Below are 26,267 nucleotides of genomic sequence, written 5' to 3'. Positions count from 1 at the left end.
GTATGAAAGTACTTTTTGTTTAATAAATTAGGTTAGTTGCATAAGAAGGAAAAAATGCACTTTTAATTGAAAGGATTAAGGTCATTTCAATTAAGGGTACGGATGTAGGAAGAACTTTAGAAGAAATTTGCCTGAAGTATGCTATTGATTTGTATTGGCATACAGGTTTTGTACTTATGGTAGACGACGTTCCAATGGATTTTAGAGGTTCAAAAATGCCATCTTTAGCAAGACGCATTGCACGGAATCATTGTATCGATGCAAATATAATCGGTTCTGCTGTAGCGGATTTGAAACGCAATCCATTATCTTGGAGTGATCGTGGAACTTATGAAGAAGTGCTTCAGGAATTAAAATTATTATGGCATGTTTTAGTTCGATTTGGAAAACCAAATCGGAAGTAGAACGAAATACTTCGTTTTTGGGAAGTATCTATATAGAAAAGAAGCTGACCTAAAATTAGATCAGCTTCTTTGTATAAGATTAAACTAAGTTTAATACAGTTACTTTTTCACGTGTCATAGACTCAAGGCTCTTACGGATACCTTGTGCGCCCATACCTGAACCTTTTACACCGATGAATGGGAAGTGGTCAGGACCGCGCTCTGTGCGTCCGTTAATTTGAACAGAACCAGTTTCGATTTTGTTAGCAATTGCAAATGCTTTGTTAATGTCTTTAGTGAAGACACTTGCTTGCAGACCGAACTCTGATTTGTTAGCAATTTCAATTGCTTGCTCATCTGAAGAAACACGGATGATTGGAAGGATTGGGCCAAAAGGCTCTTCCCAAGCAACTTTCATTTCTTCAGTTACGTGGTCGATTAATGTTGGGTAAATTAAGTTACGCTCACGTTTGTTACCGATAACGATTGTAGCACCTTTTTCTACAGCGTCGTCAACTAAGCCTTGAACGAAGTCAGCAGACTTATCGTCGATTAATGGAACGATTGTGCTGTCTTGTTCTGGAGATCCAACTGATAGTTTAGCTACTTGCTCTTTTAATAAGCCAACAAGCTCGTCTGCTACGTTTTCGTGTACAAGTACACGTTTAATAGCTGTACAACGTTGACCAGAGTAAGAGAATGCACCGCTTACGATATGGTTTGCAGCATCTTGTAAGTCAGCATCTTCACGAACGATACCAGGATCTTTACCACCAAGTTCTAATACAAGTGGAATCATTGAAGCTTTTTTCGCTAAATGTTTACCTGTGTTTGTACCACCTGTGAACGATACCATATTGATGCCTTCGTGTTCTACTAAGTAGTCACCAATTACAGAACCACGTCCTGTCGCTACGTTTACAAGACCTTTTGGAAGGCCAGCTTTATGAAGTGCTTCAACCATTTTAATACCACTAATTGCACCTTGAGTGGCTGGTTTGAAAATAACAGCGTTACCCATAATTAATGCTGGTGCAAGTTTTGCAGCAGATAAGTTTACTGGGTAGTTAAATGGTGCGATTGCTAATACAACACCAAGTGGTGCGCGTTGGATGATCGCAAGTTTTGATTTTGTACCGCCCGGGAAGCTATCGCCCATCATGCTTTCTCCGTGCATATGTAAAGCTTCTTCGATCGTATAACGAATGAAATCAGCTGTACGAACAACTTCTTTCTTCGCATCTTTATATCCTTTACCGACTTCTTTCATAATGATATCGGCAATTTCATCTTGCATATTTACGAGCTCATCAGCCCATTTATATAAATACTTTGCGCGATCTTGTAGAGAAGCTTCAGCCCATGATTTTTGAGCTTCCTTTGCAGATGCAATTGCTTCATCTACTTCTCCGCGAGTAATTGCTTGTACTTGTCCAATTACTTCGTGTAAGTATGGAGATGGAATTTCGATTGTTTCTCCTGAAGAGCTTTCTCTCCATTCTCCATTTAAATAAAATTTGTACGTATTGCTAGTTGTCATGATTAGTCCTCCTAAAATAGCAACTTGTAAGAGTGAGTATAAGGTGATTGTATGGGGTTTGATAACATTTTTCAAATGAAATATTTGTGAAAACGATTTCTTATGAAGTTTTTATTTTGTATACCCTTTCTTACAGAACATTCCCTTATTTCGAAATGATGGATCATATATTTTTATTCAATTTGTAAAAAAAATAATTGACAGAATACTCAATAAAGTTATAAGATTATAAATGGAAAATAAATGAAGGGGGTGTGCGTAATGATTGTAATCGTAAATGTAATGGGTTTAGCTCTGTTAAATGGCAGAAAACATTTATATCATTACGCAACCCGTGCGGATATATAGGGCATTTTTGTCTTATAAAAAGCGTACGTTGCGTATATCGTAACGTACGCTTTTATGCATTTTTGTGCATATCGTCAAGCGGCGGTATGCTTTTTTTTGTTTATTTTCCATGTTACTAAATAAAACTTTGGAAGGTGGAAAAATGTGATGAGATTGTATGGGTTACGAAATGTAAATGTAATGGGTCTGGATAGCGGATAAAGAAATGAGAGATAAACGAGAACGAGAAGGGAGAGATTACATTGTTTTCAGTATTACTAAAGTTAAAGTGGTTTTTTAAGGAGCACTGGAAGAGATATAGTATCGCCATTGGAGCTCTTTTAATTGTGAATATAGTGGAAGTTATCCCCCCGAAAGTGTTAGGGGTTACGATAGATAATATAAAAACAGGAACGTTATCGAACGAAGCTATTATACAGTCTATTCTTATTTTAATAGGAGTTACAATCATTGGATATGGTCTTACTTTCGTATGGCAACATCAACTGTTTGGCGGAGCATTCGTACTAGAGAAGACGATGCGTTCTAAATTTATGGGACATTTACTTAAAATGACGCCGACGTTTTATCAAAAAAATCGTACTGGTGATTTAATGGCGAGAGCGACAAATGATTTAAAAGCAATCGCTATGACAGCTGGTTTCGGTATATTAACGCTCGTTGATTCGAGTTTATATATGCTTACGATTGTCTTTATGATGGGATTTACAATTAGTTGGGAGCTTACATTTGCGGCGCTTATACCGCTTCCAATTATGGCGTATGCGATGAATATATATGGAAAGAAATTGCATGAAAGATTTACAGTTGCGCAAGATGCGTTCGGTGATATGAACGATAAAGTATTAGAATCGATTGCGGGCGTGCGTGTTATTCGTGCGTATGTACAAGAGAATGCAGATCAGGAAAGATTTCATCATTTAGGAGATGACGTCTACGAAAAGAATATGAAAGTAGCTCGAATTGATGCACTATTCCAGCCAACTGTGAAAATGCTTGTCGGTCTTAGTTATTTAATTGGTTTAGTGTATGGCGCATATCTTGTATTCCAATCAAAGGTGACACTTGGTGAACTTGTGTCCTTTAACGTGTATTTAGGGATGATGATTTGGCCGATGTTTGCAATTGGGGAATTAATTAATGTTATGCAAAGAGGAAATGCGTCACTCGACCGTGTAAATGAAACGTTAGCGTATGAACCAGATGTAAAGGATCCGAAACATCCAAAGCTTGTACAAGAGCCGGATTATATTCAGTTTGATGATGTTACCTTTTCATATCCTTCATCAACTGAAACAAATTTAAAAAAGGTTTCGTTTACATTAAAACAAGGGGAAACGCTTGGGGTTGTTGGAAAAACAGGAAGCGGAAAAACGACGCTCGTACGTCAGCTTCTTCGCCAATATCCGCTTGGAGATGGAGATATTGCAGTCTCTGATGTGACATTAGATAAAATGACGAATGAAAATGTGCTTGGGTGGATTGGTTATGTACCGCAGGAACATATTTTATTCTCAAAAACAGCGAGGGAAAATATTTTATTCGGAAATAGGGAAGCGACTGAAGAGGAACTCGAGAAAGCGATTGAAATTGCAGCGTTTAAAAAAGACTTAGAGTTTTTACCAGAAGGGTTAGAAACGCTCGTCGGAGAGAAAGGTGTTTCTTTATCAGGAGGGCAAAAACAAAGGATTTCGATTGCGCGAGCTGTTATTCAAAATCCGGAAATATTAATTTTAGATGATTCTTTATCAGCTGTTGATGCTCGTACGGAAGCAGCGATCATTGAAAATATAAGAACAGAAAGAGGCGGAAAGACGACGATTATTACGACGCACCGTTTATCTGCCGTACAACATGCGGATTGGATTCTCGTGATGGATGAAGGAGAAGTAATAGAAGAAGGTACGCATGATCAGCTTATCCAAAAGGGAGGCTGGTATGCGGAACAGTTTGAAAGACAACAGGGAGAAAGTGAAAGTGCGGATAGTGGGGTGAAAATATGAGCGTTTCAAAACGATTGTTTCAATACGCAATGAAAGTAAAAGGGACGATTTTTGCAGCGATGCTAATGTTATTTATTTTCGTCATCGCAGAGCTTGCTGGTCCTTTCGTCGCGAAAACGATGATTGATGATCATATCGTTGGAATAGAGAAACCTTGGTATGAAACAGAAAAGAGTGAAGAGGCTGTTTCGTATAATGGCACCTTTTATAAGCGAAGCGATCGCTTCCAGGAAGGTGAGAAAAAAGGAAAAGAAGTACGCGTGATGCAAGTCGGTTTTCAATATTATTTTGTACCGAATAAAGTAAATGCGGAAGGGTCACGGACTGTAAAAGGTGATATGATTACCGTTCAAAATGGTAAGGCGGTGCAAGTGTATAAAGCGAAAGCATTGACGAAAGAAGAAGTGTTTGCGTTTTATAAACCAGAAATAAACCGACTATTATTACTTGGTGGTGGCTATTTTGCTTTATTAGTAGTCGTATCATTGTTTGCATACGGAAAGCAGTTTTTCTTACAGAAGGCAGCGAACAAAATTATTCAAATTATGAGGGAAGATGTCTTTTCTCATATTCAAACGTTGCCAATTCGTTATTTCGATCATTTACCAGCAGGGAAAATTGTGTCGCGTGTAACGAATGATACAGAGGCTATTCGTGATTTATATGTAACGGTGCTTGCAACATTCGTTTCAAGTATCATCTATATTATTGGGATATTCGCTGCGCTATTTTTACTTGATGTAAAATTGGCGACGTTATGTTTACTCATCATCCCAATTTTAATTGTTTGGGCTATTTTATATAGAAAGTACGCGTCTGTATACAATCATAAAATGCGTTCGCGTTTATCTGATATTAACGGAACAGTGAATGAATCCATTCAAGGGATGCCAATTATTCAAGCGTTCCGTCAAGAGCGTGAAACGAAAAAAGAATTTGAAGAATTAAATGGCGATTATTTTAAGTATCAAAATAAAATTTTGAATTTAAATGCAGCAACTTCTCATAACTTAGTAGGTGTATTAAGAAATATCGCTTTCACAGGTGTGATTTGGTATTTCGGTGGTGCTTCATTAAGTGCTACAGGCGTCATTTCTCTAGGGATACTATATGCGTTCGTTGATTATTTAACACGATTATTCTCACCGATTACAAATATGGTGAATCAGCTTGCTAACTTAGAACAATCGCGCGTTGCATCAGAACGTGTTTTTGAATTGTTAGAGGAAAAAGGGGAAGCAGTAGAAGAAGAACGTATACCTCGCTTACAAGGAAATGTGAAGTTTGATAATGTGTCGTTTTCTTATAATGGAAAAGATGAAGTGTTAAAAAATATTTCATTTGAAGCGAAACAAGGCGAGACAGTCGCACTTGTCGGTCATACTGGCTCAGGAAAAAGTTCCATTATGAATGTACTTTTTCAGTTTTACGAGTTTGAAAAAGGAAAGCTTACGATTGACGGTCATGATGTAAAAGAGATGCCGAAACAAGCAACTCGTGAACATATGGGAATCGTATTGCAAGATCCGTTTTTATTTAGCGGAACAGTAGCATCTAATGTTAATTTAGAAAATGAAAATATTTCAAAAGAGCGCATTGTAAAAGCATTGCGTGATGTAGGTGCTGAAAGATTTGCGAACAATATAAATGAAGAAATTACGGAGAAAGGAAGTACACTTTCAACCGGAGAACGTCAGCTTATATCGTTTGCTAGGGCGCTCGCTTTTGACCCAGCCATTTTAATTTTAGATGAAGCGACATCTAGTATCGATACAGAAACAGAGGCGATGATTCAACAAGCGCTAGAAGTTGTGAAAAAAGGAAGAACGACATTTATTATTGCCCACCGTCTTTCAACAATTAAAAGTGCAGATCAAATTATCGTGCTTGATAGAGGGACGATTTTAGAAAAAGGGTCTCATGATGAATTAATGAAAAAGCGCGGGCGTTATTACGATATGTACAAAACGCAAATGGAAGGGAATCAGAGCGCTTAATAGGTATGGGGAGGAACTTGTGATTTTCACAAGTTCTTTTTTTAGTGAATCACGGCAATTAAATAAGAAGTATTATTTTACCTTTCGTACAATAAATGCTATATTAAAAAATGTTACTTATTTTTTGTATGTAGCATTATTTTTCCTTTTTGTTTGATTATGAAGAAAAAGGATAAACTAAATAAGAACATTTTCATTGAAAAATTGTTCAAGATTGCATACAATCAATATAGTTTTTAAATTCCTATCAGAATACTTGGAGGATTACCATCATGAAGAAATTATTTTCAGTGCTTGCAGTAACTACATTAGCGATCGGGATTGTAGCCGGCTGCGGTAAAGAAGAGAAAAAAGATACAGCTAGTCAAGACGCGTTACAAAAGATTAAACAAAGCGGTGAACTTGTAATTGGTACAGAAGGTACATACCCACCATTTACGTTCCACGATTCAAGCAATAAATTAACTGGATTTGACGTTGAACTATCAGAAGAAGTTGCAAAACGTTTAGGCGTAAAACCTGTATTTAAAGAAACGCAATGGGATAGCTTACTTGCTGGTTTAGATGCAAAACGTTTCGATATGGTTGCAAACGAAGTTGGTATTCGTGAAGACCGTCAAAAGAAATATGACTTCTCTAAACCGTATGTTTCATCTTCAGCGGCATTAGTTATCGCAAAAGATAAAGATAAACCTGCTACATTTGCTGATGTAAAAGGATTAAAAGGAGCACAATCTTTAACAAGTAACTATGCAGATATCGCTAAGAAAAATGGTGCGGAAATCGTTGGTGTAGAAGGATTTAGCCAAGCAGCAGAACTATTAGCTTCAGGACGCGTTGATTTCACAATCAATGATAAATTATCAGTGTTAAATTATTTAGAAACGAAAAAAGATGCGAAAATTAAAATTGTAGATACAGAAAAAGAAGCTTCAGAAAGTGGATTCTTATTCCGTAAAGGTAGCACTAAGCTTGTACAAGAAGTAGATAAAGCGTTAGAAGATATGAAAAAAGACGGTACGTATGACAAAATAACGAAAAAATGGTTTGGTGAAAATGTATCTAAGTAGTGCATTGATTTCAGATCGATTGTCTACTTGGATAGATATTATGCAGACTTCCTTCATGCCTATGCTGAAGGAAGCTGTTTTTACGACAATTCCATTAACGCTTATTACATTTATTATCGGTCTTATACTGGCAACGTTAACGGCGCTTGCACGTATTTCAGGTAGTCGTATTTTACAATGGATTGCTCGTATCTATGTATCTATCATTCGCGGAACGCCACTTCTTGTACAGTTATTTATTATTTTCTATGGTCTGCCAACTCTTAATGTTGAAGTTGAGCCATATACAGCAGCAGTTGTTGGATTTTCATTAAATGTCGGTGCGTATGCATCTGAAATTATTCGTGCTTCTATCCTTTCCATTCCGAAAGGGCAGTGGGAAGCAGCTTACACAATTGGGATGACATATCCGCAAGCGTTAAAACGTGTTATTTTACCGCAAGCAACGCGCGTATCAATTCCGCCGCTTTCGAATACATTTATTAGCTTAGTGAAAGATACTTCATTAGCATCGTTAATTTTAGTAACAGAAATGTTCCGAAAGGCGCAGGAAATTGCGGCAATGAACTACGAGTTTTTAATTGTTTATTTTGAAGCAGGTCTTATTTATTGGGTTATTTGTTTCTTATTATCAATCGTACAACAGATGTTAGAAAAGCGTTCAGAACGCTACACATTAAAATAATCCTTTTACAAAAGGAGTTTTTGTTTTTATGATTTCAATTCAGCACTTACAAAAAAGTTTCGGAGATAATACCGTACTAAAGCATATAGATTTAACAGTTGAGAAGGGCGAGGTTGTTGTTATTATCGGGCCGTCTGGATCTGGTAAAACGACATTCCTGCGTTGCCTTAACGTATTAGAAACGCCAAACGCTGGTAATATTCGTATCGGTAATAAAGAGCTTAACTTCTCTCAAAAAGTAACGAAGAAAGATATTGTCAATCTTCGTACGCAAACAGGTATGGTATTCCAGCACCATAATTTATTCCCGCATTTAACAGCACTTCAAAATGTAATGGAAGGGCTCGTTACAGTGAAAAAGATGGGGAAAGAAGAAGCGAAGAAAAAAGCAAACTATTTCCTTGAAAAAGTGGGTCTAGCAGATAAAGTGGACTTATATCCGTTCCAATTATCAGGCGGACAACAACAGCGCGTTGGAATTGCACGCGCGCTTGCGATGGAGCCGGAAGTGTTACTATTTGATGAACCGACGTCAGCACTTGATCCTGAACTCGTTCAAGAAGTTCTGAAAGTCATGAAAGAACTTGCTAAAGAAGGTATGACGATGGTCATTGTAACGCACGAAATGCGCTTTGCACATCAAATTGCAAACCGCGTTATTTTCATGGATGGCGGTGTCGTTGTCGAACAAGGTACACCAGAAGATGTATTTACAAATCCAAAAGAAGAACGTACGAAGAAGTTTTTACAAATGTTGCAATAAATGAAGGAAGGTCTCAAGGCATATGCCTTGAGACCTTTTTGCCATATATATTTATTTGTGGAATCCGCCAAGGCTTTGCTCAGCCATTGCAACTAGACGTTTTGTGATTTCGCCACCAACAGAACCGTTAGCACGAGCTGTAGAATCTGCTCCTAATTGTACACCAAATTCTTGAGCGATTTCGTACTTCATTTGGTCGATTGCAGCTGTTGCTCCTGGTACTACTAATTGATTTGAAGAATTTTGGTTTGCCATAGGAATATATCCTCCTTAGAGTTATAAAAATTTTTTGGTTGGACTAGCTGGAGTTGAACCAGATTATCGCCCCGTTTGGCGCTAATCCATCGGTAATTAAGTTTGTACTCATAGTATGGATGTTACCTGGAAAGATATACGAAATAATAATTTGTAAATTTTGTAAAAAAACTTAGGGATTTCGTAAATTATGAAATAAGAGTAATCGTTGTATTTTTTAGAAAGAAGGCTAAACTAAGAGCGATATGAAATATATTTTCTTTTTGTATCCTGCTATTTTGAGGTAAATGTAAGTAAGAACGGGGCAAGCCGCTCCTATACGTAGCTAGATACAATTATATGGAGGAATCGTGATGGGAATTTGCCCGCTTTGCAACGCATTAGAATCACAAACATATTCTTGTCAAAATTGCCAAAGTATACTCCAAGATTATGGGAAGGCTGTAGATTACATAGACGATTATAGTGCGTATATGGACCAAGAATTATTAAGTGCAGTAGATGGATTGACACATAATAATTCAAATGAATATTGCAATCATATTTTTTATTGCGGAGTATGTAACGTGGAAACAGAGTTTGTAGTAAAACTTGTGTAAATAGAAAACTTCCACCTTATGAATGAGGTGGAAGTTTTTGTTTTTGTATTTGTGAGTGAATCATAGGAGACGGAATATGCTCGTTGTTTGAGGAAGTCTCTGATTTTATTTGAGACATTTTTTCTTTTGTATCGCGCAAAGAGTGTTCAGTTAAGTAGATGGCATATTCGTAAAATAATTGGCGCGTTAGTTCACTTTGTTCTTTTAACTTGGCATCTTGGAATACAGTTCGCCCTGGTTTAGAGTTTGCTTCAAAGAGCCATGGGTTTTCCTGCGTGTCTAAACCGATATCAAAACCGATTTCGCCAATATTCCCGGTTACTTGTTCATCGAGTGCGTAACTAATTTGTAAGGCTGTATGTTTTAATTTATTTTCAATTTGAATTTGTTTCGTTGAATCAGGAAAAAGTTCTTGCAGCAATTTCGTATCGCCACCGCTATTTACATGCGTTGTTAAGCTACCTTTGCCAGCAATTTTTGCGACGATTGCGCTGACCATCCATTGGCCAAAATGGTTTTTATTTGTATGAATGCGGAAATCAACAGGTTGCCCATCGAAACGAAGTAAGGAAATACCTTGTTGTACAATAAATTTTTTTAAATCATGCCCTTTTAATACATGGTTCAAAAGCGTTTCTAATGATTGGTACTTTCTTAGTTTATTTTCTTCGTTTTCACGATAACGACAGTAGTAGCAATTCTCTGTTTGGGAATAAAATATTTGATGAATGTTTCTACCGAAGCTACCATGAATCGGTTTCATATAAATGGATTTATACGTTCCGAGAAATCGTTCCACTTGTTCGAAGTGCTGAAATGTTTCTGTGTTTGGTAATAACGGCATAATGGATTCATCTTTCATAAGAAGTTGATGCACTTCCCATTTATTAAAAAAACCTGGGTTAAACCATGGAATCGAATAGTCATGCTCTAGTTTTCTTTTTGCTCTTACGATCGGTTTATAATTTTCGGCTTTCCGATTGGGTAATCGATCGTAAATGACATTCGGTAAAGGTACTTTTTTCTTTATCCACTGTTCTTCTTGAAAGAAATATCCTTCAATTGTTTCGTCTTCCCAGTTTATATGTTGTACACCAAAAACGAATACAAATGGTTGCAAGGTGAATGGCGGCGTTAGTAATTCGCTAAGAGAAGTTGAGCGGTTCCCTAAAGGATTAGAAGCGTCATCGTTAAAACCAGTTGTAAAAATCCCGATTAATGGCCCGAAAATAATCGTTTCATTTTGAGTGAATGCATGGATAGTAGTGGAATGAGGCAGTAAAAGTTTCTCTGCAATTTGTTTTCCAATAATGATTTCGCGAGTAAAGGAATAATGAATTTTTACCTCTTCACTTGCAACATGGCGTAGGCCGAAGGAAAGGGATGTAATTGGTGGTGTGATGGAAAAAATATAAGGTAAAGTAATACTATTTGGATGTTCATCTGAAATATTTAACGTATATATGTGCTCTTTCAAAATAGACTTACCCCCTTTCTTTATGGTGTAAAGCGACTAAATTGTAATGGTCCGTGATATATTTTTTCTGCTAATGAGTCACTATGACGAATGTAATGTTCGTACGGGGGAATCGTGTTGACATACATAAGCCAAATTGCCCCCTTTTGATCCATAATTGTGGAAAGCTCTAGCTCGAATAATGAAGAATAAGATGCATCTAGCGTTTGAAACACTTCATTTATAATGTCTTGTAAAGCGTCTTGTAATAATTGTACACCGGTACTAGATAGTACGTATTTAATTTTTGAAAATGCATGCAGCGAGGAATCCTCTGGTGCCGATAGTAAAAGTTGATTCGGAAATGAACTTTTTTGTATAAACTGACCGATAACGTTCCACTCATGTTCTTTATTTTTTTGCAAAACAGTTCGAATATGGAGGGGGTATGTTAATTGATTTGGAGGTTGCAGCATTGTATGCGTGATGTAACGTGCTGATCGTATATGAGATTTGTACCAAGATATAAATTCATCAGTCCGTTTAATTGGAGTAGAAGTATGGTAGGCATCATTTATCGTATCAACATGAAACGTTTTATTTTTATAAACGACCCGGTACAAACTTTCATTGGAATGTGCGTTAGTAGGACGTATAATAATATCTTTTGTTTTTAATAACAGTTTGAAAATATTTTGTATCGTTGCTATTTCAAATTTTGGTATATAAGGAGATAATTTTTTATTCGTGAGAAATACATCATGTAGTTCGCTTAAGTCAATGAGTGTGTTATTTAAAAAGGTAGTGGAAGGACGAGTGTGTAATGAGCGAATAATTGACTTTGCTTTTTCGACGTTTGTTTCCTCGTTAAAAGAAGAACGATCGTATATATAAGAAGGAATAGGGAATATTTGCTCTTTCCATTTTCCTGTATCCGTATCATAAATCAGACCAGAAACAAGATCTGTTTTAGGATCAATACCAAATGGCGTAAACTGGGCAACGACATTATGATAAAGCCGAGCGCGTTTAGCGATTTCGGTGTAATACGTTTGCTCATAATGAGGGTGAGAAGTTAAAATACCGAGAACCAACGAAATCACTCCTTTACTAACAAAATGTTGGCATAATAGGCGAAGCTATATATTGCAAATACGTTTTTATACCATTATACTTTTGTCCGTATGATGATATGCTATAGTTTTGGAGAAGCGAAAGGTTGATTGTAATGAATATATGGTTAAGTATGTTAACGACGACAGGGCTCGGAGCAATTATTGGAGGATTTACAAATCATTTAGCGATAAAAATGTTATTTCGTCCTCATCGTCCTATGTATATTGGGAAGTTTCAAGTGCCATTTACACCAGGATTAATTCCGAAGCGCCGCGATGAGCTTGCTGTTCAATTAGGGAAAATGGTTGTAGAACATTTGTTAACGCCAGAAGGAATCGGCAAGAAGTTAACGAATGAAGAGTTTCAAAAAGGTTTAATCCACTGGGCACAAGTAGAAGTGGATAAAGTAATGACGAATGAACAGTCACTGCGACACATGTTAGAAAAATGGGACGTAGCGCATGTAGAAAAAGAAGCAACTGAGAAAATCGAACAGGTGATTACAGAAAAGATTCAGGCATTTTTAGAAGAGTACTATACATATACATGGGAACAAGCTTTACCTCATTCTGTTCATGAGAAAATAGAGAATGCGATTCCAAATGTTTCGGCATTTATTTTAGGGCGAGCAACTCAGTTTTTTGAGAGTGAAGAAGGTAAAGCACGTCTTTCAAAAATGATTGATGATTTCTTTGCTTCTAGGGGAACGCTACTTAACTTAGTCGGAATGTTTTTAGGGAATGTAAGTGTAGTGGATCGTGTGCAGCCTGAGGTTATTAAGTTTTTAGGGCAGGCTGGCACAAAGCAGCTTTTAACTGAAGTACTGCAAAAAGAGTGGGAAAAGTTAAAAGGAAGAGATGTAAAAGAAGTAGAAACGTTTGTAGAAAAAGAAATGATTGCAAGCTCCATATTGTCTGCAGTTAAAGTTGAGGAAACAGTGAGTAAGTTTTTAAATCAATCTGTGCAGCAAGTATGTGAGCCGGTTCGGGAAACAATTATTGAAAAGGTAGTTCCAGGCGTAGTAACGAAAGGCTTGAAGTGGGGGACGGAAAACGTAGAGAGCATTCTAAACAATCTACATCTTGCAGAAATTGTCCAGCAAGAAGTGTCTACATTTTCAACGGAGAGACTAGAAGATTTAGTTCTGTCCATTACAAAAAATGAACTAAAAATGATCACGTATTTAGGTGCCTTATTAGGCGGTATGATTGGAATCGTGCAAGGTTTATTACTGTTGTTTCTTAAATAATAAAATACGTACATACAAATAAAAGTGAAATTTCTTCACATCTCTTGCATAGTTTGATATGGTAAGAAGAGGTGCGTATGTAAATGCACGTAAAAGGCAGTGCGAGAGAAAAGCGCTAGCCTTCTAAAGGAGGAAAAATAAAATGACAAAAAACATTCATGATGTAGCATATGAATTACAAAAAGCAATCGCTGAAAACGATGACTTCAAAACGTTAAAAGAGAGCTACGCAGCAGTTCAAGCTGATGCAGCTTCAAAGAACTTATTCGATGAGTTCCGTACAATGCAACTTAGCCTACAACAAAAAATGATGCAAGGCCAAGAAATCACTGAAGAAGATAACCAACAAGCACAAGAAGTTGTAGTTCGCATTCAACAAGATGCTAAAATTACAAAATTAATGGAAACTGAGCAACGCCTAAACGTTGTAATCGGCGACGTTAACAAAATTATCATGAAGCCACTTGAAGAATTATATAGCGCGCAACAACAAGCGTAATCGTGGAAGACGCCCCTTGTATGGGGCGTTTTTTTGTTTTAGAAAAAAGAGCTTACATTCAAATTTTTCACTTTGAACAAGAGAAACTGCGTGTAAAATAGATATATTTCTATATACGAATATTCTTTTTCGGTGAAGCGCAATTAATTTTCGGTGAAATATGAATAAACTTTCATTAGTATTAACTAAGGTTTTTCTGTAAAATTACATATTAGAAAAAGAGGAGGAAGGTGAACTGTGAGGCATTTTATCGATTTATATCACTTTAAATCTGAAATAGCATTGAGAAAGTCGGTACATGTGATGATAGAAAGTGATTTTTTTTATCAAAATTCTGAGGTAGTAGGAATTTTACTTATAAATGAGTTGAAAATTAGGATAAATAATATTAGCATTGCAACTAATAAAGTAGAAATCTATAAAATAAATGATGAATTCCACCTAACAAATGTGGATGATAATGTAAAAGTTATTCTGTATTAGAGGATAACTATATTTTTTGCGCTTTTAACTATTAAATCGCATCTTTTACTTTAATTAATTTCTGATGAGAAGATATGAAAAATGGAGTTAGTACTTTAGCTAAAAAGGAGTTTTGTACGAAAGTGGTTCGAGTATTTAAGTATGAATATCAATTGATTGTGACATTACTATCGCTTAGTTTATTTAGTTATTTTGCAGTCGAAATCATGTTATATCCTAGGGTAGGGATTGGGATAGAGGAACAAGGAAATCACTTTGTGATTAATAATATTGCAAAGAATGGCTGGGCAGCAGAACAAGATATAGAAGTGGGGGATATTATTGAAAAAATAGATGGTATTCCACCTAATGATGACTCTAATATTGCATTATATTGTGCTACTGAGAGGGCAAATAATATTACGGTAAAGAAAAATGGAACAATAGAGGAGTATAAAGTAGATTATAGTCCGTATGATCAGCAATTGGTTTACCATCTTTTTTTACCAACTGTGTTTTTTCTAACATGCTTTTTTATATCGACATATATTTTAATACGTGCTCCGCATTTGAATGCAGGAACGAAAGATTTAATCTATTTTCTTCATTGTTTAGGGATGAGTTACATTAGTATTATGGCAGGACTAAGAAAAGATTTAATAGCGTATATTGTAGTTGCCATTTCTTTAATGTACTCAGTTGTCTTTTTTGTAAAATTTATGGATATGTTTATGAAAACCTTGAAGATAAGGTTTATAACAAAAACAAAATTAATCTATATAAATATGATAGCGTTCATTTTGGTTTGTTTAACTATTTTTATCTATTTAAAATATAATGATTTATCGACGAAGTACATTATAGTGTTAAGTTCTTTTTTATTTTTATTAACAGTGTATGTTATGTTTAGATTTTATTTTAAAAGTAGAAAAAGTTATTACTTTAAGTTTATAAGAATTATTATTATGAGTGCAATCATATCAGCGATGCCGTTTATATTCTTATTTTTAATTCCTAATTTGATAGATGAAAAAGAAATAATAAGCGTTGAGATGGTAGCGATCTTTTTTTTATTGGTCCCAATTTGTATTTTCTATATGATTATTGAGGGGAAAATATTTGATTTTAACTTTATCATTCGTAGAGTTCAGTATTATGCTTTGCTCTCTATATGTTTAACTGGTTTCCTCGTTATATTAGGAATTATAATTTTTCACAATACGAGTGATAACATATTAGATATCATTCGATTTGCTTGTATCGTATTTGTATCGTTAATGCTTGTTTTCTTTATAAAGGATTATTTGGATTTTAAATTAAGGAAAAAATTATATCATTCTCAGAAAAATTATCAGTTTAGTTTACATCGATTTTTACATCAGGCAAAAAATGAATATAAGTTTTCAAACTTAATTGTTAGCATAAAGAGAGAGATTACTGATGTATTAAGAATAGAGGAAATATGTTGCATCGAAGTGAGTAAAGGGGATAGTTCTTTCCGAATTATTGGTGATGAAGTTGTTTCTGAAGATGTGCTAAAGCAATTGAATGGATATCAGTTAGAGACATATAATGTTGGTTCAATTATAAAATTAGAAGATCACTTTGTATTTGTTTTGTCCATTTCAGCAAAAACAATGATTGTATTGCTATGTAAACATAATAATAGAAGAGGTTTGAATGTTCAAGAAATTGGCTGGTTAGAGACACTATGTAGTTATGCTGATTTATTATTAGAATGCTCACATCAAGTGGAAGATTTAGTGAATCAACTGCAAACGATTAATGAACCGAAACAGCCTCCGATGTGGCTTTCAAAGTTACTATTTAATTTGTCTGAAAAAGAGCGAGCGAATTTGGCGAGTGATATTCATGATGGTGTATTACAAGACCAAATACGCTTATCTAGGAAATTAGAGGCATATCATAAAGATATTCCAGATGCTAATATGAAAATTATAATTAACGAAGTATATGAAGATGTTTTAGATCATATTTATGTCATTCGTGAAACATGTAATAATTTACGTCCTCCATTTTTATATGAATTAGGTTTAAAAAAAGCATTATTAGATTTATTTAAGCAAGTAAATCTTAAAGCTACATTTTTCTTCTATTATGAAATTCAAGATAATATTATCCTACCTAATGTAGAATATGAACAAGCAATTTATAGAATTATTCAGGAGTTATTGAATAATGCATTAAAGCATTCGAAAGCGTCTAAAGTTACAATTCGATTGTATGAACAAGATGGATATTTGAAATTAACTTATGATGATGATGGGGTAGGAATAGGGCTAGATTTAGGTGAATTAAATCATTCTTATAGTAGTTTAGGTTTATCTGGAATTGTAACTAGAATTCATAGTTTAGATGGAGAAATTTCAATAGATTCAAAGGCGAATAATGGATTGAAGATTAAAATCAGTATGAAAAAGCATTAATTAATGCAATCTTTAAATGTGGAAGGGATGAGAAAATGATTTCTGTTCTTGTTGTAGATGATCATGTTGCAGTTGGCTTAGGAACGAAAGCATTAATTGAAAGATATGATGATATACAAGCTGAGGTTTTACATGATAGTGAAGAAATAAGAGAAGTCATACAAAATAAGCAGTATGATGTATATTTAATAGATTTACAAATGCCGAAAATAAATGGTTTAGAGCTTTCTAAATATATACTTAGTGTGCAACCAGAGGCAGCTATTCTTATTTTTACAGGGTTTGATGTGTTTGCACATTATAATTTATTAATGGATAACGGAGTACTTGGTGTATTAAGTAAAACTTCTTCCGAGAAAGAAGTGATAAACGCAATCCGTCATGCTGTGAAAAAAGAAGTAGTTCTCCCTTATCAACTTGTAAGGCAGTTAAGGGTAGTAGAAAATGCGTCTAATATAAATATAGAAGGCGAAATGAAAAATATAGTTTCTTTAAATGATGAAGAGAAGATGATTCTAGTTGAAGTTGGTAAAGGAAAAACAAATAGAGAGCTTGCGGAAATATTAAACTTAAGTCAAAGATCGGTAGAATATAAATTGACCGATATATTTCATAAGTTACAAGTTTCATCAAGAATGGAAGCCGTACAAAAGGCGAAAGAACTATGGTTTATCCCATCCATAAATTTTTAATTTAAAATAGATAAGTAAAAAGCCCTTTCTAATTTTATAGAAAGGGCTTTTTGTAAGATAAAGTTTTTCTCAAATATTACACCGAAATAGAATTGCGTGGTGATGCGTGTTCTTTTCGTTTCGATATTAGTAATTCATAGTTAATCTAGAAATGGGATTATATGATATAAGTAGTAAATTAGGATGTTAACATGTAATTTCTGATATTAGAATATAAAGGAAGGAGATAAAATGATTAAAAAATATAGTTACACTTTAATAGCGATTTTTTCGCTTTTAATCGCATGTAGCTCCCCGGAACAAATTTTAGCAGAAAGTGTGAGTTCGGAAGCTGGAATTACGTTTTCTAATAGCGATGTTTCTCCGACTACAAATCCAAATAAACCGGATGATGCTAACATAGATGCGAATAAGAATATTAAAAGTGGTATATTACCGAAAACAGGTGGGGAAACCTCTAATTTACTTCAAATTATAGGTTTCTTTATTCTTTCTATTGCAGTAGTAATGTTAGTTACAAAGGTAGGAAATTACAAGGGGAGAAGACTGGTATAGTAGAAGAAGTTAGTTGTAAAAACGAGAGAGACAAAAACGATTTCATTGTTTTTGTCTCTCTCGTTTTTTTTATGTTTTTGCGCCATCGCGAATGTTTTTTTGCGTGATAACGCCCTTTTTTTTCGTTTTGGTGTTCAAGAAGGATAGCTACAATAGGGATTGGTCTCCAAAATGGAAAAGTTTATCCCGCTATTTGTGGGCAGTAAAAAACCCACCTCAAAATTGGGCTGGAGCAAAGAAGTTAGTTCAGAGATTAACTGCCCGCAACCCCCCACTAATTATAGTTCCACTTTATGAGGAAGGTATTTTTATTCAATCGTTTATTCACTTGTTAAAGGTAGTTCTCGAATGAGATGGAATGGCTACTTTAGCATGGTTAATAAAAATATAAAGATTTAAGGAGAGAGATTATGAACAAGATGAAATTAGGAATTGCAGCATTTGCTAGTGTTGCAGTACTAGGAGTTACGGAGTTAGGGATGCCTGTATCAGCAGCCGAATATAAAACGAATGGTGTAGTGGAATTTACGCCTAATATGGATGTAACAAATCCTGTCGATCCAGAAAATCCAGATCCAAATAATCCGGTTGAGCCAATTGATCCAACAAACCCAGAGGGCAAGCCGAATGTTGGAACAGCAGGACCGCTAAGTATTGATTATGCATCATCTTTAGATTTTGGTAAAAATAAAATTACTGGTGCGGATGCAGTGTATTATGCAGAACCACAAACTTACAGTAACGGTACAAAAGCAACTGCAAATTATGTACAAGTTTCTGATAAACGAGGTACAAACGCAGGCTGGACTTTGAAAGTAAAGCAAGAAGGTCAATTGAAAAATGATGCAACACAAAATAAAGAGTTAACGGGTGCTCAAATTAAAATCAGTACTATTGAAGCAGAAAGTAATGCAGAAGGTATTACGAAACCAACTACACAGCCGGTTGAACTGAATCCAAATGGAGATGAGTCGTTAGTAATGGAGGCAAAAAACGGTTCAGGAGCGGGGACTTGGGTAGGACGCTTCGGCTCTCTTGAAGATGTTACGATTGACGGTCAAGCGGTAAAGAAAAATACAGCAGTAACTTTAACGATTCCTGGTAAGACAGCGAAGGATGCAGTTGCGTACACTACAAAATTAACGTGGACTTTATCAGATACGCCAGCAAATAACTAATAAATATAGTATATGGAGGAATGAATATGAAATTTATAAAAGTAACAGCGACATCCGCATTATTAGTATCAGCATTATCATTTGGGGGAGCAGCTGCATTTGCAGAAGAGACGAAAACATTAGATTCAACTGCAATTGTAAAGTTTAAAGCGAACGAAAGTATTACTGGCCCTGTTGACCCAGAAAATCCAGATCCGAATACAACAGTTGAACCAGTTGATCCAACAAATCCAGATGGTAAACCAGAGCCAGGAACAACTGGTCCATTAAGCATTGATTTTGCATCTTCTCTTGATTTTGGGGAGAACGTAATCTCAACGAAAGATGAAACATATTTTGCAGCAACGCAAAAATTTAAAGATGGACAAGAGAAACCTAACTATGTTCAAGTAACAGATAACCGCGGAACAGAGGCTGGTTGGACATTATCAGTAAAACAAAATGGTCAATTTATAGATTCAAAAGGTAATGAATTAACAGGTGCGAAAATTACGTTTACTAACGGTACTGTAAATACAGCTTCAAAATCAGCTAAGCCATCCGAAGTAATGCCTTCATTTGATTTAACAGCAGATGGAACAGGTGCAGTGCAAAATGTAGTAGAGGCAAAAGCTGGCGAGGGTGCTGGAACGTACGTATATAAATTTGGTGATGATGCAACGAAAGCTGAAAGTATTAAATTAGAAGTGCCTGGTGCAACAACAAAATATGCAGATGAGTATAAGACGACATTAACATGGACTTTATCAGATGTACCAGCAAATGAAGTGGGTCAATCTGAACAAGGGTAAATATATGTTGCTGAATAAATGCTATTAATGTGAGAGTTATCAAATACATGAATAAATAAAAAAATATATTGTTTCTGCTTCTATGCCCTGCGTTCTAAATTGGAAAGGTGTTTAAATGAAATGAAATATGTGAAAAAAATAGTATCGATTCTATTATTGACTGTATTTATGATTGGATTGGGTGGTGCCTATCAATCTAAGACTTTAGCAGCAGAATTAAATTTTGCAGTAAAGCCAATTATTCCAGAAAATCAACGTGATAAAAATAAAACGTATTTTGACTTAAGAGTTAAACCGGGTCAACAACAAACATTGAAGATAGTGTTGACGAACGATACAAAACAGGCTGTTACAATCGAATCGAAAGTTAATGTAGCAGTAACAAATGTAAATGGTATTGCGGATTATAGCATGGAAGTGAAAGAACATGATAAAACATTAAAGCTACCAATTACAGATGTAGTGAAAACTGTTAATGAAATTACAGTGCCTGCAAAAGGGCAAATTGAATTACCAGTGGAAGTGAAAATGCCAGAGGAAGAATTCGATGGTATTTTATTAGGTGGTATTTCACTACAAGAAAAAGAGAAGAAAGATAATAAGCCACAACAAAAAAAGAACGTATCCATAGAAAATCGTTATTCTTATGTTGTTGGGTTAGTGTTGAATGAAAATGATAATGAGGTAGAACCTCATTTAACATTAAACGATGTAGCTCCGGGACAAATGAATGCTCGAAATGTCATTAACGCTAATATTCAAAATACAAAGCCGATGCTAGTGAATCAGCTATCGATAGATGCGAAAATTTCACGTAAGGGATCATCTGAAGTATTGTATCACTCTGAAAAAAAAGGAATGCAGATGGCACCTAATTCTAATTTTAATTATCCAATTCAGTTAGAAGGACAGCCATTAGAAGCGGGAGAATATAGAGCTACAATTACGGCCGAGTCAAAAGGGAAAACATGGACTTGGACGAAAGATTTTGTTATTAAAGCTGATACAGCAAAGAAATATAATAAATCAGATGTATCAATTAAAAAGGATTACACATGGTACTATGTGCTCGGAGGAGTATTATTAATTTTAATTGCGATATTCTTCTATTTCCTTGGACGCCGTAAGTCAAAAAAAGAAGAACAAAAGTAAAAATGTAATACATGTAAAAAATCTGAGCAATGGATGGAGAAAATAGTTCTTTGCTCAGATTTTTCATTGTATACGTAAAAGCGAATAAGAGGATGCTAGATAAATAGAGAAAGATAGGAGGTAATAATGTGCTAAGGAAACTCATGAAAATTTGTTTTGTTATGTTACTGTTACTATCTACAGTAAGTAATATTCAAATTCCAACTGCCATGGCACAGGATATGATTGAACAAGTGGATGACGATTTACCCGGGAAGATGTGTGGACATCCTGTGAGAACTGTTAATGGTGGATTTGAAAAGCCATTGTGGAAAAGAGGAGATGTGTTTTTTACACCAGAAGAGGTGCCTGGGTGGGACACAATACCATTTCGAAGATTAACGACAACTGAGTACAACAAAGAAGTACCAGATGCTTTGAAAAGAAGATATCCAGATGCACAATCTGGAAGACTAATTGAAATTCAGCATAAATCACTTGGATATAGTGATGCAAAAGAGGGGAATCAATATGCTGAATTAAATGCAGCGGTAGGTGGCGTTTTATATACGAAGATTCCCGTGCCAAATCCTAAAAAGGATATACATATTAGTGTATACCATAAACAACGTCAAACATCACCAGCTGAAACTATGCATATCGTAAGTGGTGCAGGAACCCCGCAAATTAAGACGAGTGGAAGTGGTTCTAGTATGAGGGGAGAAGTAGTTAATACAATCTATAAATCTCCTGAATATAGAGCGACGGGGCAGTGGGTAGAGAGAAATGTGAAAGTTCCGGCAGAGGAGCTTCCGGATAGTGGAGATATATACTTAGGGTTCTATACTCCACGAGTGAATAGTAGTATAGGGAACTTTATAGATAATGTTCACTTTGGAACAGAGGCGTGTTTAGATTATGAAAAGAAAGCACCTAAGCAAGTAAAAGTGGGCGATACGTTTAACTATACAGTTACAGCTAAAAATGTCGGGGGTTTCCCAGCAGAAATGATTAGCTTAAAAGATGTATTACCTGAGGAAGTAATTGAGAATGGAAAACCAACTGCGAGAGTAAAGAGTGCAGAAACAGGGAAAACGCAAGCTGTTAATCTACAATTTTCAGCTCAAAGTGGTTACAGTCATATGCGATATCCAGGTGAGCTGGATATAGATGATGTGATTGAGTTTACTATACCAGTAAAAGCTATGCAGGCAGGTGAGGTAAAAAACCAAGCATCTATTAGGTATTTTGATACAGCTGCTGATGTCGATATGGAATGGGAACAGACGAATGTAGCGTCGACTATAATACAATATTCTGATGCAGATGTGTCGATTCAAAAGTCAGTAAAATCACGTGATGGCGCAGAAAAAGTTTTCCCGGGTCAGTTTATGGACTATACCATTAAGGTTGAAAATCATACTATACATTCAGAGGCAAAAAATGTACGGATTGAAGATTTGCTGCCAGAAGGGATTGAACCAGCGGGAGATATAAAGATAACGAAACAACCAGATAATATGGAAATATCAACTCAGCATGAAGAGAAGCAGTTATCTTATACGATTCCATCTCTTAAAGAAAATGAGAGTGTAACAGTAGAAATCCCTGTAAAAATATTACCTTCTGCAATGCAAAAAACAGTTAGCAATACGGCAAAGTTAACATATCAGCAACCAGATGATAAAGTTGTAACAAAAGAGAGTAAAGCTGATTTTTCAGTTTTACCATTGAATCCATTTATTAAACTAAACAAGGCAGTAGAAAAAGTAGATGGTGGCGATACATACCATATAGGTGATCGTGTTAAATATACGATAACTGTGGAAAATACAATTCCAGGTTCTATTGCTAATAGTGTCAATGTAAATGTATTTGATAAATTGCCAGAGGGTATTACAGTAGATAAGGCATCGATTCAAATGAGCATACCAGAAGCGAAATATACAATAGATGAAAAAGAAGGGCAGCTAATATTTCAATTAGGTCAGTTAGTTAATGAACAAAAAACTACAATAACATTTGAGGCTGTCTTGAATGAGAAAGCAATAGAAAAAGCAGTAGTCAATACGGTGAAAGCAAAAATTGATCTTCCGAATGGAGGGGGAGAATTCGAGCCAGATCCGAGTAATCCAGCAACAGTAATTATTCAATCGAAAGAACCGAAGTTAAGTGGAGAAAAATCTCATATCGATGTAAACGGCGGGGAAGTAAAGTTTGGAGATACGATTCAGTATACTGTGCGGTTGAAACAAGAAGAAATAGCGTCTTCTCTTAAGAACGTTATGATAGAAGATACGTTACCAGCGTATCTACAGTATAAAGAAGGAAGCGGAAAAGTAGTAAAACTAATAAATGGACAAGAGCAAGGGACAAGCATTCCGGTTCTTGTGCAAGGGAATAAATTACTAGCTCAAATTGGTGATATGAAGCATGTAGAAGAATACGCATTAATATTTGAGACAGAAGTGTTACGTTCTGGTGCTGGGAAAACATTTATAAATGAAGCAATTGTGAAAGGAAATAAGCCAATTATTGAAGCTGATGGAACTGTCAAAATAGGCGATGAGATAAGCATTACAATTGCAGATAAAGCGGCTTTAGTAGTTAAGCCATATGATGAACCAACAAAACCAATTGATCCAGAAGATCCGAAGAAACCGGTTGATCCAATAGATGAAACAACGCCAGATAAGAAGCCGGTAGGTGGTACAAAAGGTCCTTTAAGTTTAGACTTTGCATCTTCTTTAAACTTTGGAGAGCAATTCATTTCTTCTAAGAACGAAAGTTATTTTGCAAAAGGACAAAAGTTAGAAGATGGTTCTACAAAAATGAATTATGTACAGGTAACGGATAATCGTGCCAATATGTCATCGTGGACGCTATCAGTAAGACAAAATGGTCCATTAAAAGATAAGCAAGGTCGAGAATTGACAGGAGCGAAAATTACATTCCATAATGCAGAAATCATTTCGAGTGTACAGATGCCAGGGTTATCCCTTATTAAAGATTCTTTTGATGTCACAGCAGATGGATCAGGAGCAGCACAAAATGTTCTTGTAGGAAAGTCTGGGGAAGAAGAAGCAACATATGTGTATCGTTTTGGAAATGATAAGACAAAAGAATCAAGCATCCAATTGGATATACCTGGTGAGACAACGAAGTATGCAACATCATATGAAACATCATTTACTTGGTCATTAAGTGATGTTCCAGCTAATGAGTGAAATGGCAAATAGTGAAAAGGAGCATCTTTAAATAGATGCTCCTTTTCACTATTTAGGGATTAGTTATAAAAGGATTTATGAATTAAAGTGTTCGGAGAATATAAAGGGAAATTAGAGTGGACATTAGTAGGTCCGATGCAATAAATTGCGGTGGTCACGCAAGGAGAAATGCGCTTGTACGAGAAAAGTGTTCGGTGATATAAAGAATAAACTATAGTATAGTTACATTAAAGGCAAACAGAAAACTCGCGAGGACTGACAGCTTAATATATTGCCTTTTATTAGGTTGGGTAGTCGTATTCAATTATACATAAAAAATAGAATTAATTTATAATACAGTCGATTATTTTGAGACACGGCAAAAGAATTCACTGTATTATAATTTGTCGTTTGTTACCTTTATTATTGTTAATAAAGTAAAGGTTAACTTTTTGGATGAGTTACTCCAATCATAAAAATACTATATGTTGTCGGTATAGAGATTTTTATTGCCCGTTGTTATTTGTTGTTAATTCTGGAGGGACCTTCTTTATGAAGGTCCTTTTTTATGTTTTAATACAAACTTGAATTATTTTTTAAAATACTCCGTTTCAATATTCTTCTCCTTCAAAAACTTTTCAATCTCTTTTTGCTTTCTTCCATTCACTTTCTCAAAGCGCTTTGTAAAAGAAAAATCGGTTTTGAACAAGTTGCCATCTTCAGCGAGTTTGTCTAGTTCTTGCTCTAATTCTACTGAAAGTGCCGTAGACGATGAAATGTAATCATGAATTTCCTTCGAAGGCTGTTTGTAATCAGCAGGAATCGTATTGTTACTAATAAAATGATGGAAGTTCGCATCGTTTTGTTGAGCTAAATCTATTAGTTTTTGTAATTTCTCTCGGTCGGATTCAGTAACCTTCTCGTCAGACATGGCTGACGAAAGTGGAACGATGTTTTCGTATAACTCTCCGCTATAATCTAAATAAGTTTTTATACTTCGTTTCATTTCATCTTCGTTAATCGTTTCATTCTTTTTTGAGGAAGTAAATATAGTTTCAGGAATTTTAACCGTAACATCTTTAATAGATTGTACATCGTTTTCTTCCTTAGGTTGTGCACTGTTTGAACAAGCTGATAGAAATAAAAGAGTAAGTAGCATGAGTGAATATAAAGTATATTTCTTCATTTTAATCTCCTTTTTTATTCATTAATGTCTTTGTAAAATAGCAATATTCCATTTCAAATACTTTACTAAAAGTGCGTATATATGTTTGCCCATTTGATAACATACGACGGATATGAGTAAACCGACGCAAAAAGCGATGAACACATTATAAACATCGGAATAACTAATTTGATGAAACCCTTTAAAGAATCCTAATCCTATTAATAAAATAGGTGAAATAATTAATACTGGAGTGGCAATGATCAGTGCTAGAAGAAAAGGTAATAAAAAGAGTAGTACGAAAAAGGCGACAAAGATAAAGGCAAAGTTTAAAACACTTAAGTTCATAACAGAAAATAGTGCGGTTAGCATATTTTTAAAGCTTCGTTTACTGTCAGCATTGCTTATTGCATAGGAAACATTAATTTCTTTCGCGATCGTTTTAGGGTTTCCTAGTTTTCTAGCAATTTCTTCTTCACATTTGCCATCTTGTTTACCACTAATAAAATGAGTTTCGTATTCTGAGATAATATCCTCCTTTTCTGAATTAGGTATATTCCGTAGAGAGGAACTAAGTTGGCTTAAAAATTCACTTTTGTTCATTGCGATCACCTCCCTTTATAAAATAATGAATTATAGCTGAGAATCCGCTCTTTTTTGAAAGGGGGATATACTAA

At 35.3% G+C, this 26,267-nt stretch carries 22 protein-coding genes and 1 pseudogene; 17 read left to right on the top strand and 6 right to left on the bottom strand.

The genetic code is table 11. From position 1 onward, the window contains the following. Window positions 1-86: 86 nt before the first annotated feature. Window positions 87-404: pseudogene (locus MR147_RS10300) on the top strand (DUF3626 domain-containing protein); the annotation flags it as partial. 79 nt (window positions 405-483) lie between these two features. Here MR147_RS10300 and gapN read toward each other — a convergent pair. Then, window positions 484-1,923, bottom strand: coding sequence for an NADP-dependent glyceraldehyde-3-phosphate dehydrogenase (gapN, locus tag MR147_RS10295; protein ID WP_000213631.1), 1,440 nt, complete (start codon window positions 1,921-1,923; stop codon window positions 484-486). Between the two features lie 590 nt (window positions 1,924-2,513). Between gapN and MR147_RS10290 the strand changes: the two genes are divergently transcribed. From MR147_RS10290 to MR147_RS10270, 5 genes are all read left to right on the top strand, one after another. Next, window positions 2,514-4,274 carry an ABC transporter ATP-binding protein gene (locus tag MR147_RS10290; RefSeq protein ID WP_242304065.1) on the top strand — a complete coding sequence of 587 codons (1,761 nt, stop codon included), beginning with the start codon at window positions 2,514-2,516 and terminating at the stop codon, window positions 4,272-4,274. Then, complete coding sequence (locus MR147_RS10285) at window positions 4,271-6,271, top strand: ABC transporter ATP-binding protein (RefSeq protein WP_074609025.1); 2,001 nt, start codon at window positions 4,271-4,273, stop codon at window positions 6,269-6,271. Before MR147_RS10290 ends, MR147_RS10285 begins: the two co-directional genes overlap by 4 nt. 272 nt (window positions 6,272-6,543) lie before the next feature. Continuing rightward, on the top strand, window positions 6,544-7,341 hold the full coding sequence (locus MR147_RS10280; protein WP_000732860.1) for an amino acid ABC transporter substrate-binding protein: 798 nt from the start codon (window positions 6,544-6,546) through the stop codon (window positions 7,339-7,341). Next, window positions 7,328-8,026: an amino acid ABC transporter permease gene (locus MR147_RS10275; RefSeq protein ID WP_000281494.1), complete on the top strand. Its 699-nt coding sequence runs from the start codon at window positions 7,328-7,330 to the stop codon at window positions 8,024-8,026. The genes MR147_RS10280 and MR147_RS10275 overlap by 14 nt, the downstream gene beginning before the upstream one ends. Window positions 8,027-8,054: 28 nt before the next feature. Then, a complete protein-coding gene (locus MR147_RS10270) occupies window positions 8,055-8,789 on the top strand; it encodes an amino acid ABC transporter ATP-binding protein (protein ID WP_000623609.1) in 735 nt (244 codons plus the stop codon). A 51-nt stretch (window positions 8,790-8,840) separates the two neighbouring features. Here the strand turns inward: MR147_RS10270 and sasP are convergent, their stop codons facing one another. Then, window positions 8,841-9,044: a small acid-soluble spore protein, SasP family gene (sasP, locus tag MR147_RS10265; protein WP_000013338.1), complete on the bottom strand. Its 204-nt coding sequence runs from the start codon at window positions 9,042-9,044 to the stop codon at window positions 8,841-8,843. A gap of 353 nt (window positions 9,045-9,397) precedes the next feature. Between sasP and MR147_RS10260 the strand changes: the two genes are divergently transcribed. Then, window positions 9,398-9,643 (top strand): hypothetical protein, encoded by a 246-nt coding sequence (locus MR147_RS10260; protein WP_000510467.1) that lies wholly within the window; start codon window positions 9,398-9,400, stop codon window positions 9,641-9,643. 16 nt (window positions 9,644-9,659) lie between these two features. On the opposite strand, the gene MR147_RS10255 is transcribed toward MR147_RS10260, so the two are convergent. Further along, window positions 9,660-11,120: a YheC/YheD family endospore coat-associated protein gene (locus tag MR147_RS10255; protein WP_074609028.1), complete on the bottom strand. Its 1,461-nt coding sequence runs from the start codon at window positions 11,118-11,120 to the stop codon at window positions 9,660-9,662. Between the two features lie 20 nt (window positions 11,121-11,140). Beyond that, window positions 11,141-12,193, bottom strand: a complete 1,053-nt coding sequence (locus MR147_RS10250) for a YheC/YheD family protein (protein ID WP_074609029.1) — start codon at window positions 12,191-12,193, stop codon at window positions 11,141-11,143. Window positions 12,194-12,327: 134 nt separating this feature from the next. Between MR147_RS10250 and MR147_RS10245 the strand changes: the two genes are divergently transcribed. The 10 genes from MR147_RS10245 to MR147_RS10200 all read left to right on the top strand — a co-directional run bounded on the left by MR147_RS10245 (window position 12,328) and on the right by MR147_RS10200 (window position 24,446). Beyond that, complete coding sequence (locus tag MR147_RS10245; RefSeq protein ID WP_242304064.1) at window positions 12,328-13,464, top strand: DUF445 domain-containing protein; 1,137 nt, start codon at window positions 12,328-12,330, stop codon at window positions 13,462-13,464. A gap of 142 nt (window positions 13,465-13,606) precedes the next feature. Then, window positions 13,607-13,963 (top strand): YlbF/YmcA family competence regulator, encoded by a 357-nt coding sequence (locus tag MR147_RS10240; protein ID WP_000164606.1) that lies wholly within the window; start codon window positions 13,607-13,609, stop codon window positions 13,961-13,963. A 237-nt stretch (window positions 13,964-14,200) separates the two neighbouring features. Next, window positions 14,201-14,446, top strand: coding sequence for a hypothetical protein (locus MR147_RS10235; RefSeq protein ID WP_048558033.1), 246 nt, complete (start codon window positions 14,201-14,203; stop codon window positions 14,444-14,446). A gap of 122 nt (window positions 14,447-14,568) precedes the next feature. Beyond that, window positions 14,569-16,872 carry an ATP-binding protein gene (locus MR147_RS10230; protein ID WP_074609033.1) on the top strand — a complete coding sequence of 768 codons (2,304 nt, stop codon included), beginning with the start codon at window positions 14,569-14,571 and terminating at the stop codon, window positions 16,870-16,872. Between the two features lie 35 nt (window positions 16,873-16,907). Beyond that, window positions 16,908-17,564: a response regulator transcription factor gene (locus MR147_RS10225; protein WP_074609034.1), complete on the top strand. Its 657-nt coding sequence runs from the start codon at window positions 16,908-16,910 to the stop codon at window positions 17,562-17,564. A gap of 231 nt (window positions 17,565-17,795) precedes the next feature. Beyond that, window positions 17,796-18,119: an LPXTG cell wall anchor domain-containing protein gene (locus MR147_RS10220; RefSeq protein WP_074609036.1), complete on the top strand. Its 324-nt coding sequence runs from the start codon at window positions 17,796-17,798 to the stop codon at window positions 18,117-18,119. A gap of 410 nt (window positions 18,120-18,529) precedes the next feature. After that, window positions 18,530-19,297, top strand: a complete 768-nt coding sequence (locus tag MR147_RS10215) for a WxL domain-containing protein (RefSeq protein WP_139302840.1) — start codon at window positions 18,530-18,532, stop codon at window positions 19,295-19,297. Window positions 19,298-19,323: 26 nt separating this feature from the next. Then, entirely contained in the window at window positions 19,324-20,088 is a 765-nt protein-coding gene (locus MR147_RS10210; protein WP_242304063.1) for a WxL domain-containing protein, read from the top strand. Between the two features lie 120 nt (window positions 20,089-20,208). Further along, window positions 20,209-21,240 carry a WxLIP family cell surface protein gene (locus MR147_RS10205; RefSeq protein WP_074607445.1) on the top strand — a complete coding sequence of 344 codons (1,032 nt, stop codon included), beginning with the start codon at window positions 20,209-20,211 and terminating at the stop codon, window positions 21,238-21,240. A 128-nt stretch (window positions 21,241-21,368) separates the two neighbouring features. Continuing rightward, complete coding sequence (locus MR147_RS10200; protein WP_242304062.1) at window positions 21,369-24,446, top strand: WxL domain-containing protein; 3,078 nt, start codon at window positions 21,369-21,371, stop codon at window positions 24,444-24,446. A gap of 568 nt (window positions 24,447-25,014) precedes the next feature. Here the strand turns inward: MR147_RS10200 and MR147_RS10195 are convergent. Further along, on the bottom strand, window positions 25,015-25,611 hold the full coding sequence (locus tag MR147_RS10195; protein WP_074607447.1) for an NDxxF motif lipoprotein: 597 nt from the start codon (window positions 25,609-25,611) through the stop codon (window positions 25,015-25,017). A gap of 21 nt (window positions 25,612-25,632) precedes the next feature. Next, window positions 25,633-26,193 carry a DUF1700 domain-containing protein gene (locus MR147_RS10190; protein WP_074607449.1) on the bottom strand — a complete coding sequence of 187 codons (561 nt, stop codon included), beginning with the start codon at window positions 26,191-26,193 and terminating at the stop codon, window positions 25,633-25,635. Window positions 26,194-26,267: the final 74 nt, after the last annotated feature.

Source organism: Bacillus cereus group sp. BfR-BA-01350 (assembly GCF_022663775.1).
Taxonomy (GTDB): domain Bacteria; phylum Bacillota; class Bacilli; order Bacillales; family Bacillaceae_G; genus Bacillus_A; species Bacillus_A paranthracis.
Note: the sequence above shows the minus strand (reverse complement) of the source record. Positions and strands in the feature narration are given on the sequence as shown.